The following is a 13893-nucleotide window of genomic DNA, read 5'->3' on the forward strand; positions in this document are numbered from 1 at the left end:
TAAACGAAAAGTCACTTTTGAATAACTTATTTCTTACAGTTGATAATAACGGAAAAACCATTATATTAAATAATGATGGCACTACGATTAATAATTGCTCGATTAGAGAAAATGCTCTAAAAAATGTGATAAAACCAATTGAACCGATTTTAGATAATATAAACTTAGCTGCCGATTCTTTATTTAAATTTAATGGTGGCAAATTAACCGATTTACTTCCTGCAGGTAAATCAAGTTTGAATGAACTAGCAACTAAACTTAATAACCAATATGCACGTATTGATATGATTAAGCTTACCGGACATACCGACCGTTTAGGCAGTGAAAAATATAATCAGCAACTTGCATTGCAACGTGCACTAACTGTCAAAAATTACTTAATGAACCAAGGGATTGCTGCTGACAAATTAAGTTTCGCTTCAGCAGGTGAAACTCAGCCTGTAACCAATAGTTGTTTTGATGTTCAAGATCGAAATACCTTAAAAGCTTGCTTACAAGCAGATCGTCGTGTTGACGTCCAAATTCTTGGTATTAAAAAGCCTTAAATAAGTCCGCGTTCCTTAAGCCGACTAGTGTTTTAAGGAACGCTTTATATAAAAAAGATAAAATCTATTTCTTCGGACTTTTAAGCTTGAACGCGTTAAAATGCCTTTGAGAATTTTGTGCTACTTTGAAATGAATCATGACTTTCAGCACCACCAGCCTTCGTAAACAACTCCGCAAGCAGCGTCGTAGCCTAAACCTATGGACCCAACGACAAGCTGAACAACAAGTCCTACAGCGTTTAGTCAGACTCAGTCATTTTCAGCGCAGTCAGCATATAGGCGTGTATTTACATGCATTCGGTGAAATTCACACTCAAAAGATCATCCACTACTGTTTTGCGCATCAAAAACACGTGTATTTACCCATGATTTGCAACATGAATCAACAATTGGTGTGGGTCGAAATTACACGCAACCAATATTGCAACCAACGATTTTCCCATCACCCACTGGGCATGAAAGAACCGATGGCCAGTCGTGGTCAACATGTCGCCCATTTAGATCTACTTATTTTACCTTTACTTGCTTGTGATCACTTCGGCACGCGCATTGGGATGGGTGGAGGTTTTTACGATAAAACCCTCGCGACTGCACCAACAAAGCCCTACCGACTAGGTCTTGCACATGACTTTCAATTAATCAATGAAACACTAAAAAGAGAATCATGGGATCAGCCTTTAGATGCACTTTTAACCCCCTCCCATTTTTTACGTTTTAAGCGTTAATTTGATATTTTTGACACTGAGTTACACTTAAAAATCACATATTTAGTCATTTTTTACACATTTTAATTGGCATGACCCTTGTAATTTAAAAAATACACATCACTATAAAAAACATGGCAACACCGTTGTCACTCATTAGGAGTGCCCATGTCTGAGATTATTATGAATGAAGAAAGCTTGGAAACTACAATTCCGAGCGTATTACCGCTCTTAGCGCTACGAGATGTGGTTGTATATCCTCACATGCAAATTGCACTGTTTGTGGGTCGTGAAAAGTCGATCAATGCAGTCAATGTCGCACGTGACAGTGACAATCTTGTATTCGTAGTTGCACAAAAAGATTCGCTTACAGAAGAAATTGATCACGACAATTTATATCAATACGGTACTGTCGCGAAGATTGTGCAAGTTGTGAATCATGAGAATGATGAAAACTGTATAAAAGTACTGATTGAAGGCTTATATCGTGCCAAGTTAGAAAAAATTATCGATACCGATGATTACCTGACTGCCGAGCATTCATTAAGCCCAATGACGGTTTCTGTTGACTCAGAAACTCAGAATAATCGTGTGGAAGAATTACGCACCTTATTTGCTCAATATGCAGAAGCAAAATTGCGTAACGCACGTGAATTGATTGCAGCAGCCAATAAAATTGATGATTTGCTACAATTATTATTCTTCATAGCAACACGCGTGCCTTTGAATATTGATGTAAAGCAAAAATTCTTAGAGCATGATGAATTTGAAGCACATTTAGCTGAGCTCATGACGTATTTATTACAACAGTCAGAAGAACAGCAAATTGAGCAAACCTTACATGATTCTGTAAAACGCCAAATGGAAAAGAATCAGCGTGAATACTTCTTAAATGAAAAAATGAAGGTCATTCAACGCGAACTTTCTGACATGAATGGCGGTGGTGAGGATGACGTTGCAGAAATTGAAAAACGTCTAGCTGAAGCCGATTTACCTGAACATGTACGCAAGAAAGCTGAAAATGAGTTCCGTAAGCTAAAAGCAATGCAACCTGCTTCGAGCGAAGCTGCTGTCGTGCGTAACTATCTAGAAGTTATTTTAGATACGCCTTGGAACAAAGCCAGCAAAGTCAGCATTAACCTTGCGAAAGCTCAAGATATTCTTGATGCCGATCACTATGGTTTAGACGACGTGAAAGACCGCATCGTGGAATACCTTGCTGTTCAATCACGTGTGAAAAAGCTTCGTGGCCCAATCCTGTGCTTAGTTGGTCCTCCAGGTGTAGGTAAAACTTCACTCGGTGAATCTGTTGCCAAAGCAACTGGTCGTGAATTTGTCCGTATGGCGCTTGGCGGCGTGCGCGACGAAGCTGAAATCCGTGGTCACCGTCGTACATATATCGGTGCGATGCCGGGTAAAATTGTGCAGTCTTTGACTAAAGTTGGAGTAAAGAACCCACTGTTCTTACTCGATGAAATTGACAAAATGGCGCAAGACTATCGTGGCGACCCTGCTTCAGCATTGCTTGAAGTCCTAGATCCATCACAAAACAGCAAGTTCAATGATCACTACTTAGATCTTGATCTAGACCTTTCTGAAGTGATGTTCATCTGTACTGCAAACAGCATGAATATTCCAGAAGCTTTGCTTGACCGTATGGAAGTGATTCGTCTACCGGGTTACACCGAAGATGAAAAAGTGAATATTGCTGAACGTTACCTTGTTCCAAAAGCCATCAAGAATAATGGTCTACGCGCAAAAGAATTAACCGTTCACGAAGAAGCCATTCGCGATATCGTACAACGTTATACACGTGAAGCCGGTGTCCGTAGCTTAGAGCGTGAAGTGTCGAAAATTGCGCGTAAAGTGGTAAAAGAAGCGGTGAGCAAGAAAGCGAAAAATCTTCAAATTGAAGTGAATTCGAAAAATCTTCCTGACTACTTAGGTCCACACAAATTCGACTTCGGTATGGCCGAAGAAGAAGCTGAAGTGGGTCGTGTAAACGGCTTGGCTTGGACATCTGTTGGTGGTGAACTACTGACGATTGAAGTTGCAGCAGTGAAAGGTAAAGGCAAGTTCATTACCACTGGTTCTCTTGGCGATGTTATGAAAGAATCGATCACAGCAGCGATGACTGTTGTACGTACCCGTGCAGATGAACTAGGTATTGAAGCGATTCGCTTTGAAGAAACTGATGTACACGTGCATTTACCAGAAGGTGCAACACCGAAAGATGGCCCATCTGCTGGTCTAGCCCTAACTACCGCACTTGTTTCAGCGTTTACAGGCATTGCGATTCGTCCAGATATTGCGATGACCGGTGAAACCAGTCTTGGTGGCCGTGCAATGCGCATTGGTGGTTTAAAAGAGAAACTTCTCGCTGCTCACCGTGGTGGCATCAAGCTTGTCTTTATCCCACAAGATAACGTTCGTGACTTGACTGAGATTCCAGACAATGTCAAAGAAGGTCTAGAAATTAAACCAGTGAAATCGATTGATGAGATTTTACCACTAGCCTTGGTTGATATGCCTAAACCTCTTGCAAAGACACCGATTGTCAAAGCAACTGAAGGTGGCAAAGCTGCTCGTCACTAAGCGCTAGCAACTCGCAATAAAAGAAAAAAGCCCTGTTTCGACAGGGCTTTTTTTATTCATGCTTTCAACTAAATATTCGAAAAATTTCATTCAAATCCTTCGCTATGATAAGACTCAAGAAAACAGCTACAACTTTTGATTGGATTACTATTTCTAATTCGACATCAAGATCAAGAATAGCCAATAAGAAAGTCTTACAAAATTTGAATGCTATTACTTGAAATATCGCCCTCTATCCCACATATATAGTAGAGAGATATACGCGCTGTATGTTTCTTTATTGGTTCCAATCACGTCTAAAAGCGTGATGATCATTGGAACAAGATGGTCATCTACATCTCCAGGTAGATGACCTTTTATCGCAGTCCACAGGCTTTCGGGGCTGCGTTTTTTATGTCATGTGTTTAAAGACATGCTATTTCAAATTTAAAATGGTTTTCACTAAACCATCGATCACTTGAGCCATCTTGTCTAAGTTTAATTTATCCATAGTATCTTGCTCGGTGTGATAGTGCTTATTACGATAAAATGCAGTATCGGTGATCATCATCGCCGGCATATCAAATTGCCAATAATTCATATGGTCTGAAAAATCCACACCCTGAATAAATGACGGTGAAATCAAGCGTTCACATTGTAGTTGCTTCAAAGACTCCATCGCCGCACAATACGATGAGGTTAAGTCACGAGACTGAATATTCCCCACCGATGCAATAAAATTCGTATGAGATGGATAAATCCATTTCAGTCCAACTGGATAATCTTGAGTGACTTTGGGATCAAAATAACCAATCATTTCCAGAATATACACACCTGAAATTTTATCCTTTTCCTTTGCTACCGATTTTGCATGGATAAAACTGCCCATCGACTCTGTTCTAAAATATGGCGGTTCTTCGAGGGTATAAAATACAAACTCAATATTTTGTTTTAAACGCGCTTTTTCAGCCGAAAGAATCCGAGCAGCTTCGAGTACACCTGCAACGCCAGAAGCATTATCATCGGCGCCATGCTGCTCCTCAAATACATCGTAGTGCGCACCAACGATCACTCGGTTGCTATGCCCTGCATTTAAGGGACAGACCACATTACGGTATGGCTGGCTGTTTACGGTATAGGTTTGAAAACGACAATTCACACCAAATAAACGCATCTGCTCACGAATCCAAGCAGACACCCGGTTTAACTCTTGAATGTTCTTATAGTTACGATATTCAGCTTCATTACCAATAATTTGTTCTAAATAGACTTTTAAATTATCTGGTTCAGCCGTTCTAATATTGTTGGCATACGCCGCAAATGAACACAATGCAAAAATTGAAAGCATTGCTGCTTGCTTGAGCAAAAATAATTTACCGTCCTGCCATGTTTTTTTCATTGTTATTATTCCAATTTTCATCTTTGATCAAATCTGTTTATGCTGCGTATTTAAACAGCAAGCAGAACACGATTTCAATTGCAAATTGTGTCTGAACATACAAAGCGCAAGCGAACCGTTATAATGCTCTTTTGTATACTTTCAGGCGCTGTATGAAAATTCGTATTCTGACAATCGGTCAAAAAATGCCAGCATGGGTTCTGACGGGTTTTGAAGATTATTTCAAACGTATTCAGCCATTTGTTCAAACGCAGATCATTGAACTGCCTATGGCTAAACGTGGCAAGAACGACTCAGAAGCCGACATTTTAAAATACCGTCAAATTGAAGGTGACAGCATTTTAAATGCCATGAAATCGAATGAAGTGCTGATCGCCTTAGAAGTCGGTGGTCGAGAGTTCAGTACGGAAAAACTAGCTGAAACCATGAAAGGTTGGATGCTTGAAGGCAATGATGTGGTTTTAGCCATTGGTGGGCCAGATGGACATTCTGAAGCAGTACGTAAAGCTGCAGCATGGCATTGGTCTTTGTCTAAACTAACTTTGCCGCATCCAATGGTTCGTGTCATGCTCATCGAACAGCTATACCGTGCAATGAGTATTAACCATAATCACCCTTACCATCGTGCGGGTTAATCCGAAATGACATCCAGCGTATACAGCAATTACAGCGTTGCAACAATGAAACAAACCGTTGAAATTATCCGAATTGTTACGCTGAATAATTTAGTGCATGATCATCATATTCCTTTAAACAACCAACGGCGACCGCGATGAATTTACAAACACTTCCAGGTTTATTTATTTCCCATGGCTCACCTATGCTTGCCATCAATCCTGAGCAAGTCGGTCCTGCGTTGGAACGTTTAAGCCTGAATCTTCCAAAACCTGAAGCCATTGTTATCATGTCAGCACATTGGGAAAGTAACGCACTAGAAGTAAGTACCAGTGCCCGTCCTGAAACTTGGCATGACTTCCGTGGTTTCCCTGCGGAACTTTATGATATTCGTTATCCAGCACCGGGTAACCCAGCGCTTGCTGAAGAAATCCTTCATTTGCTTGCCAATGCAGGATTATCTGCACATGCCAACAGCACCCGTCCACGCGATCATGGCGTTTGGATGCCGTTATTGCATATGTATCCTGATGCCGACATTCCTGTAATTGAAATATCACTGCCGATGACCATGTCTGCGCAAGAGATCTATAAAATTGGACAAACGCTTGCACCTTTACGTGACAAGCAAATCCTGTTGATTGGATCGGGCAGTATTACTCATAACTTACGTGAATTGGCTTGGGATGGACGTGCAGCAGCCGTGCCTGAATGGGCGTCTACATTCCGTAATTTTGTGGTCAATAAGCTCACTCATCAAGATTTTGATGCAGTTCTCGATTGGCAAAATATTCCGTTTGTACAACGCAACCATCCGACCATTGAACATTTTGCACCTATCTTCTTCGCGATGGGTGCAGGCCCCCGCTTCTCTATTGTTCACAGTAGTTTTAGTATGGGTTCACTGGGTATGGATATTTATCGTTTTGATTAAACGTGGAAAAATGAGATAGATTGACTTATTCATAATCTATATTAATAAGTTAACAAATTATTATTTATGGATACATTTTGCTACTTATTTGAGCTGAATGTATTCATATTTTTTTAAAATGAATGGGTTATGCTACAGGCTGAAATTCACTTAGAACAGTTAGCGTAATGAAATTAAAATATTTAGCAATCGCCCTCTTCCCTTTAGCCCTTGCAGCATGTCAATCAAGCGATATCCAAAAAGCTGGAGATTTAGCCGTGAGCGTATTACAACAACAAAATGCTGATAAAACTTTAGCTTCATATCAATGGAGCACCACCACTGAAAATGCACCAAAACCTTTAGTTTTAAATTTTCTAGAAAATGGCACTTTGGGTATTTCAACCAGCTGTAACAGCATGTCAACCCAATGGAAAGTTGAACACAATACACTTGTAACAGGCAACATTGCATCTACCATGATGGCGTGTCCTGATAATGCGATGAAACAAGAAGGACTTGCATCTTCACTCTTTAGTGACCGTAAAGCACCTTTTGTTTTAAATACCACAGATCCACAAAATCCAACGTTAACCATTATCTCTGCAACAGGTGAGAAACTGGTGTTCACTGGAAAATTAACACCTGAAACCCAATATAACTCACAAGGCGAAACGATTTTCCTAGAAGTCAGTCCTGAAACGAAACAATGTACAGGCGTTGCTCCACAAACTTGTTTGCAAGTACGTGAAGTGAAGTACGATGAAAAAGGCCTAAAAACACAAGTTGATAAAGACTGGACCTTATTTTACGATCAAATTGAAGGCTTTAAGCACACTCCTGCAGAACGCCAAATTATTCGCGTAAAACGTTTTGAACGTAAAAACCCTGCTGCTGACCAATCAAAATATGCCTATATTTTTGATATGTCAGTCGAACGTGAAGCCGTAAAAGGTACCTTGTAAGTTACAGCCGATAAAAAACCGAGGTCATCGCCTCGGTTTTTTTATATCTACACAACCGCAAACGCTGATTGGATATGCATAGTATTGAAATCACGATGTACTGTTCAGCCAACGCTTTAGCGATGTTAATCTAAAGCTCCTTCTTGCAAATTACTGAATTCATCCTGACGAATCGCAATCAACGGACAGATATTTTTAAGCATACAGCGAATTACCCATTGACACGATTTTGAAGCAGAACAATTAACTCAAAAGACGTGGGTTCTCGTAGAGAATAACGCTCTAACCTCCCAAACCACACTCACATTCAACAATACCCCTGTGACATTTTTTAGCAGCTGTAATCACATTGGCCGCAATTATGATGTAGGGAGTACAATGAAGTTCTACCCACAATTACATCAGCAAGAGCTTCATATTAAACGTTTGCTCAGCCAACCCTTAAATTTTCACTTCAACGTTATGGATAGCGAAATCCAACTTACCCTGATGAGCACTAATTAACAATCCAATATATTCCAAACCATTCAGCCATAAAAAAACCGAGGCTTGAGCCTCGGTTTTCAGTTAAACTAACGGAGAACTTAGTAAACGCCTTGAGCAAGCATTGCGTCAGCAACTTTTACGAAGCCTGCAATGTTCGCACCGTTTACATAGTTCACAGTACCATCTTCTTCAGTACCGTATTTCACGCAGTTGCGGTGAATTTCTTTCATGATCGCGTGTAGACGCTCGTCAACTTCTTCGAAAGTCCAACCCAAACGAATTGCGTTTTGAGACATTTCAAGACCAGAAGTTGCAACACCACCCGCATTAGATGCTTTACCTGGTGCATAAAGAATTTTCGCTTCAACGAATTTCTCAACTGCAGCCAAAGTAGATGGCATGTTTGCGCCTTCAGCAACACAGATTACGCCATTAGCAAGAAGAGCTTCGGCATCAGCTTCATCTAATTCATTTTGAGTTGCACATGGCAGCGCGATATCACATTTGATTGACCAAGGGCGTTGACCTTCTAAATATTCAAAACCGTGCTTAGATGCAAATTCAGAAATACGGCCACGCTTAACGTTTTTCAATTCCATTACTTCAGCAAGAAGTTCAGTTGTGAAACCGTCTTTTACGTATACAGTACCTGCTGAGTCTGAAAGTGAAACCACTTTCGCACCCAAGTACATTGCTTTTTCAGCAGCGTATTGTGCAACGTTACCAGAACCCGAAATCGTTACAACTTTATCTTTAAAGCTGTCGCCACGAGTTTTCAGCATTTCCTCAGCGAAATACACAGTACCGTAACCAGTTGCTTCAGGACGTGCAAGTGAACCACCGAAAGTTAAACCTTTACCAGTGAACACACATGCTGTGTCGTTGCTTAATTTTTTCATCATACCAGCCATGTAGCCCACTTCACGGCCACCTACACCGATGTCGCCCGCAGGGATGTCAGTGTTAGAACCAAGATGACGGTATAATTCGATCATTAATGCTTGACAGAAACGCATAATTTCGCCTTCAGATTTACCTTTAGGGTCAAAATCTGAACCACCTTTACCACCACCCATAGGAAGTGTAGTTAAGGCATTTTTGAAAGTTTGTTCAAAACCTAAGAATTTAAGAATTGAAAGGTTCACTGATGGGTGGAAACGCATACCACCTTTGAATGGACCAATTGCTGAGTTGTATTGAACACGGAAAGCACGGTTAACTTGAGTTTGACCTTTGTCATCTACCCATGAAACACGGAACTGAATTGCACGCTCAGGCTCAACAAGACGTTCTAGCAAACCGTAGTCAGCATATTGTGGGTTCTTTTCGATGAATGGCCAAAGGCTCGTCATCACTTCTTCAACAGCTTGAAGAAATTCAGGTTGATGTTCATCACGTGTTTTAACGTAGTCTAGGAAGTCGTTAAGGCTGTTATATTTCAACACTTAATCCTCAGCAGATGTATGGATCAAAATTGATCACAATTTTGATCAAAGATATATTTTGGCGCAAAATATTAAATATCTTTTGTAACTAATCAGCAATAGTTTTTTTAAAAAATCTTTAAATTCTTTATAGAACAGCGATTTAAATTGATTAATCAGTTATTTTAGTTATAAATACTATTACTTTTAGGAATATTTTAATGAATTATTTTGCTCATTTATGATGCATCTATAGACCCATTTTTGCGCACAGCAATTCATACTGAAACATGCTAGAATTCAACGTCCTCTTTGGTTTTTCTCTGCCTTCATTTGTACTCGCGACTACCCATGACTTCTGAAATTTCCCTCATCCAACAAATTGATGCCCTATTGCCACAAACTCAATGTGGACTTTGTGGACACCGAGACGGCTGCTTACCCTATGCCAAAGCCATCAGTGAAGGAGAAGAAGCCAATAAATGTATACCCGGTGGTCAACCTGTGGCAGATTCACTAGCAGCGTTATTAAATCGTCCACACTTAACAGCAGAAGCCAGCATTTGGCCAATCCAAAGTGATGGACGCCCGCAACGGGTTAAAGCTGTGATTCGTGAGGATGAATGTATTGGTTGTACCAAATGTATTAGTGCCTGCCCTGTTGATGCCATTATTGGCTCAGGCAAATTGATGCATACCGTCTTGACGGATTTATGTACGGGCTGCGAACTCTGCATTCCACCTTGTCCAGTGGATTGTATCGACCTTGTCGAAGAGCTTGATCAAGTGCCATCTGAAGTCGTTCGAATCGCAGAACAGAATGATTTACGTCGCCGCTACTATGCACATATTCAACGTGAGGAAAAGCGCAGAATTCATCGTAAAGGCCCAGTCGTACGTGCTGAAATTGATACGGAACTTTTTGCCCAATTTTCGACCCAGACAGACTCAGTACCGGTCATTGAAGTCGTGGAAAAACCTGCTACGCCAGTCGTTCAACTCGATGCAAAAACCACCATTGAACTTGCAAAAATTCGAACACAAATCAAAAAGTTAGAAAAACAACTGAGTGTTCGAGACGATGCAAAAAAACGTGAATTACTCCATACGCTCACGCTACAACTAACACAACTGCAAGGGGCTTAATCATGGCTGTTAAAAACATGACTAAGAAGCAAATTCAAACTTTTTTTGAACGCTTACGTGAGCAACGCCCCAACCCGAAAACTGAACTCAATTATAGTAGTCCATTTGAACTTTTAGTGGCTGTTACCCTATCTGCTCAGGCCACAGATGTCAGTGTCAACAAAGCCACAGATAAACTTTTTCCAGTAGCAAATACTCCTGAAGCTATTTATGCGTTAGGTGTTGACGGACTGAAGGAATATATCAAGACCATTGGCCTGTATAACTCAAAAGCGGAAAATGTCATTAAAGCCTGCAAGATGCTCATTGAGAAGCACAACAGCATCGTTCCGAATAATCGTGCAGATTTGGAAGCCTTACCCGGTGTCGGTCGTAAAACTGCAAATGTGGTGCTGAATACTGCTTTTGGACAACCAACCATGGCCGTTGATACGCATATTTTTCGTTTAGGTAATCGTACAGGATTGGCTGTCGGCAAAAATGTTTTGGAAGTCGAACACCGACTCGTCAAAGTCATCCCCAAAGAGTTTATTGTTGATTCACATCATTGGCTGATTTTACATGGACGCTATTGCTGCATTGCCCGCAAACCCAAATGTCATGAATGTATCGTGTCTGATGTATGTAATTGGCCTGACCGTTTTGACTTTGGCGCATTAAGACCGATTAAAACTACCCAAATTGATGATTAATCTCTTCAATTTGGGAGTTGATGAAATTTGTAAGAATTAATTTATCGAGTCGATGCTTAATTTTTATCTTGTTTTTTGTGTTTTTTATTAAGCTCTTGCTGCAGCTTTGGATGTAAGCGATATTGCTTCGGGTTCAGTTTAGCTTGCTCTACTTCTTCCACTTGCACTTTACGCAACATTTTAAAGCTGACAAATAATAAGCCCAATAACACCGCTACAGCGATGATGACCATTATAACCAAAGCAAATTTCATAACAGATTCGCCCTAAAAGCCACATAAAAAAGAGCCCCACTATGCAGTAGGACTCTTTGATTGTCAAAAATTCAAAAAAACTGAATTATTTAGACTGATCTAAAATCGCGAACAAATCAGTTTGAACTTGATCGATTGGACGAAGACCATTTAATTTGTCATAAGTTGGTGCGTTTTCTCCAGAAGCTGCACGACCTTGGTAGAAACCAACCAATTGCTCAGTTTCAGCGTGGTAAGAACCTAAACGCTTACGAATTGTTGCTTCTTGGTCATCCGGACGTTGAACAAGGTCTTCACCAGTTTCGTCATCTTTACCTTCCACTTTTGGTGGGTTGTAAACGGTGTGATATACACGACCAGATGCTGGGTGTTGACGACGACCAGATAAACGTTGAACGATTTCTTCGTCAGGTACATCGATTTCAATTACGTGATCGATGCTGATTCCTTCGTTTTCAAGCGCTTCAGCTTGTGGAATCGTACGCGGGAAACCGTCGAAAATGCAGCCGTTGACACAGTCAGGTTGAGCAATGCGTTCTTTTACAAGACCAATAATAAGCTCATCAGATACAAGGCCGCCATTGTCCATGACGCTTTTAGCTTGTAGACCTAATTCAGTACCTTCACGAATCGCAGCACGGAGCATATCACCGGTTGAAATTTGTGGGATATCGTAGCGCTTACAGATCAACTGAGCTTGTGTCCCTTTACCTGCTCCAGGTGGTCCGAGTAATATAATGCGCATAAAAAAACATCCTCATTTTAAACATTGTATATGACGCTATGTAGTGATCTAAACCCAAGATTCAGATCATCTTCCAGCATCTAATTATAAGAAAGCCACAAACAAATGTATTGTACCCGCGATAAAACCGGTTACACCACCCAAGACAATTAAAATCCATTCGTCTTCCTGAAATGCAGGACGTAATAGATTTTGAAATTCTTTCGGTGTTAGCTCACGAATACGGTCTCTAAACATTTGAAAGATTTTCTGTGCACGGCTCGCATTAAACGCAGGGTCGCATACAGGCACCATCGTAATTTCAATTGAGCGATCGATCAAGTCTGTCTTGAGTTTTGCGTACTCTTTTGGACCTAAAGACAACTGTAATGAGGTACGAACCAGTGGAGATTCCATAATTTCATTAATATGACGTTTCACAATGCGACGGGTCTTATCTTTCTTCCCGCCATACATCATTTCGGTCATGATGGATTTTAACGTAATTAGGTCTTCTGTGACTACACTTGCGAATACATCCGAAACTTCTTCTTGGCGTTTCATAAACGCCCCTTGAACATTGTACGTTCCAATACGTGGAATCACAGGTTTAATCCAAGGGAATTTACGATCTTTAGTTAATTCAAACAATTGCAAATACTTTACGGGGTGCGGCTCAATGGGATTAAATACCATCCAGATGGCAATCCAGTTGGTCAAAAATCCCCAGATTGCTGCCCAAAATGGAACCGTCCAATGCCAAGGCACCACAAACCAAACGATCATTTGGAAGATACCAAAGAACATCCCAATCAAGGCACTGATATGCCAAATAAAGTTGATTTCTTTTTGGCCAACTTTAAGGAACATCCGCACCATCAAGAGACGATCCGCTTCCATTTGACTCACCACCATTTCACGCATGTCAACAAGTGACTCTACGTTCATGGTCAGTTCGGTCACGAGTTCTTTTAAGGTATTTGGCAGCTGTTTATGTGCTTGGGCATAAATACGGCGTTTAATCGAATACGGTAAGTTTTCCCAAAGCACCGCATTTCGGTCTAGCATGACTTCATCAATCAAATGTTCAAGTTCAAAGCCAACTTGTTCACCAATGATGCGCGCCATATCCTCAGGATCCATTGCATCCAAAAACTCGCGCAAGGAACCCAATTTAGACAATGTGTTATCCGTAATAATGCCAGAAATACGTCCAGCTTTTCTTGGCACAATCCCCTGCCATCCCACGGGTAATGGACCTAAATGGAATCCCCAGAAATTAATCGGGTAAAACACCATTTTCAGTGCCATCCAAACGTGTGCCCAGGTAACGAATGCGGTAACGGGGATAATACTCAGCACAGCCCAAAAATCGGGACGTTGCAAAAAGGTTTGCCACAATTCGTTAACGTACTCAAGCATGCATAACTTCCATATTTAATTTTATTCAGT

The 13893-nt window shown here is 40.8% G+C and carries 13 protein-coding genes; 8 read left to right on the forward strand and 5 right to left on the reverse strand.

Annotated elements, in window-relative coordinates:
* Positions 1-17 precede the first annotated feature (17 nt).
* From FTU34_RS08650 to lon, 3 genes are all read left to right on the forward strand, one after another.
* Positions 18-545, forward strand: coding sequence for an OmpA family protein (locus FTU34_RS08650; RefSeq protein WP_180035387.1), 528 nt, complete (start codon positions 18-20; stop codon positions 543-545).
* A 137-nt stretch (positions 546-682) separates the two neighbouring features.
* Positions 683-1270: a 5-formyltetrahydrofolate cyclo-ligase gene (locus tag FTU34_RS08655; RefSeq protein WP_180035386.1), complete on the forward strand. Its 588-nt coding sequence runs from the start codon at positions 683-685 to the stop codon at positions 1268-1270.
* 147 nt (positions 1271-1417) lie between these two features.
* Positions 1418-3844, forward strand: a complete 2427-nt coding sequence (lon, locus tag FTU34_RS08660; protein ID WP_180035385.1) for an endopeptidase La — start codon at positions 1418-1420, stop codon at positions 3842-3844.
* A gap of 415 nt (positions 3845-4259) precedes the next feature.
* On the opposite strand, the gene FTU34_RS08665 is transcribed toward lon, so the two are convergent.
* Positions 4260-5222, reverse strand: a complete 963-nt coding sequence (locus FTU34_RS08665) for a M20/M25/M40 family metallo-hydrolase (protein WP_180035384.1) — start codon at positions 5220-5222, stop codon at positions 4260-4262.
* A 152-nt stretch (positions 5223-5374) separates the two neighbouring features.
* Here FTU34_RS08665 and rlmH point away from each other — a divergent pair, with 152 nt between their 5' ends.
* The 3 genes from rlmH to FTU34_RS08680 all read left to right on the forward strand — a co-directional run bounded on the left by rlmH (position 5375) and on the right by FTU34_RS08680 (position 7715).
* Positions 5375-5857: a 23S rRNA (pseudouridine(1915)-N(3))-methyltransferase RlmH gene (gene rlmH / locus FTU34_RS08670; protein WP_078189858.1), complete on the forward strand. Its 483-nt coding sequence runs from the start codon at positions 5375-5377 to the stop codon at positions 5855-5857.
* Between the two features lie 137 nt (positions 5858-5994).
* Positions 5995-6771 carry a dioxygenase gene (locus FTU34_RS08675; protein ID WP_078192951.1) on the forward strand — a complete coding sequence of 259 codons (777 nt, stop codon included), beginning with the start codon at positions 5995-5997 and terminating at the stop codon, positions 6769-6771.
* A 167-nt stretch (positions 6772-6938) separates the two neighbouring features.
* Positions 6939-7715, forward strand: a complete 777-nt coding sequence (locus FTU34_RS08680; protein WP_180035383.1) for an META and DUF4377 domain-containing protein — start codon at positions 6939-6941, stop codon at positions 7713-7715.
* Positions 7716-8299: 584 nt separating this feature from the next.
* Here FTU34_RS08680 and gdhA read toward each other — a convergent pair.
* A complete protein-coding gene (gene gdhA / locus FTU34_RS08685) occupies positions 8300-9646 on the reverse strand; it encodes an NADP-specific glutamate dehydrogenase (RefSeq protein ID WP_227591817.1) in 1347 nt (448 codons plus the stop codon).
* Positions 9647-9976: 330 nt separating this feature from the next.
* Between gdhA and FTU34_RS08690 the strand changes: the two genes are divergently transcribed.
* Together FTU34_RS08690 and nth are read left to right on the forward strand one after the other, a co-directional pair.
* Positions 9977-10771 carry an RnfABCDGE type electron transport complex subunit B gene (locus tag FTU34_RS08690; protein WP_180035382.1) on the forward strand — a complete coding sequence of 265 codons (795 nt, stop codon included), beginning with the start codon at positions 9977-9979 and terminating at the stop codon, positions 10769-10771.
* A gap of 2 nt (positions 10772-10773) precedes the next feature.
* Positions 10774-11463: an endonuclease III gene (gene nth / locus FTU34_RS08695; protein WP_180035381.1), complete on the forward strand. Its 690-nt coding sequence runs from the start codon at positions 10774-10776 to the stop codon at positions 11461-11463.
* A gap of 56 nt (positions 11464-11519) precedes the next feature.
* Here the strand turns inward: nth and FTU34_RS08700 are convergent, their stop codons facing one another.
* The 3 genes from FTU34_RS08700 to FTU34_RS08710 all read right to left on the reverse strand — a co-directional run bounded on the left by FTU34_RS08700 (position 11520) and on the right by FTU34_RS08710 (position 13863).
* Positions 11520-11717: a hypothetical protein gene (locus tag FTU34_RS08700; RefSeq protein WP_111885664.1), complete on the reverse strand. Its 198-nt coding sequence runs from the start codon at positions 11715-11717 to the stop codon at positions 11520-11522.
* Positions 11718-11802: 85 nt separating this feature from the next.
* Positions 11803-12462 carry an adenylate kinase gene (gene adk, locus FTU34_RS08705; RefSeq protein WP_078189866.1) on the reverse strand — a complete coding sequence of 220 codons (660 nt, stop codon included), beginning with the start codon at positions 12460-12462 and terminating at the stop codon, positions 11803-11805.
* Between the two features lie 84 nt (positions 12463-12546).
* A complete protein-coding gene (locus FTU34_RS08710) occupies positions 12547-13863 on the reverse strand; it encodes a hypothetical protein (protein WP_218948322.1) in 1317 nt (438 codons plus the stop codon).
* Positions 13864-13893 lie beyond the last annotated feature (30 nt).

Origin of the sequence: Acinetobacter sp. YH12094 (genome assembly GCF_013419295.1) — a bacterium.
GTDB lineage: Bacteria > Pseudomonadota > Gammaproteobacteria > Pseudomonadales > Moraxellaceae > Acinetobacter > Acinetobacter amyesii.

Bases quoted from the DNA above. Each gene is read 5' to 3' on its own strand.
- FTU34_RS08655 (WP_180035386.1), top strand. From the start codon at position 683: ATGACTTTCAGCACCACCAGCCTTCGTAAACAACTCCGCAAGCAGCGT.
- lon (WP_180035385.1), top strand. From the start codon at position 1,418: ATGTCTGAGATTATTATGAATGAAGAAAGCTTGGAAACTACAATTCCG.
- FTU34_RS08665 (WP_180035384.1), bottom strand. From the start codon at position 5,222: ATGAAAAAAACATGGCAGGACGGTAAATTATTTTTGCTCAAGCAAGCA.
- rlmH (WP_078189858.1), top strand. From the start codon at position 5,375: ATGAAAATTCGTATTCTGACAATCGGTCAAAAAATGCCAGCATGGGTT.
- FTU34_RS08675 (WP_078192951.1), top strand. From the start codon at position 5,995: ATGAATTTACAAACACTTCCAGGTTTATTTATTTCCCATGGCTCACCT.
- FTU34_RS08680 (WP_180035383.1), top strand. From the start codon at position 6,939: ATGAAATTAAAATATTTAGCAATCGCCCTCTTCCCTTTAGCCCTTGCA.
- FTU34_RS08690 (WP_180035382.1), top strand. From the start codon at position 9,977: ATGACTTCTGAAATTTCCCTCATCCAACAAATTGATGCCCTATTGCCA.
- nth (WP_180035381.1), top strand. From the start codon at position 10,774: ATGGCTGTTAAAAACATGACTAAGAAGCAAATTCAAACTTTTTTTGAA.
- FTU34_RS08700 (WP_111885664.1), bottom strand. From the start codon at position 11,717: ATGAAATTTGCTTTGGTTATAATGGTCATCATCGCTGTAGCGGTGTTA.
- adk (WP_078189866.1), bottom strand. From the start codon at position 12,462: ATGCGCATTATATTACTCGGACCACCTGGAGCAGGTAAAGGGACACAA.
- FTU34_RS08710 (WP_218948322.1), bottom strand. From the start codon at position 13,863: ATGCTTGAGTACGTTAACGAATTGTGGCAAACCTTTTTGCAACGTCCC.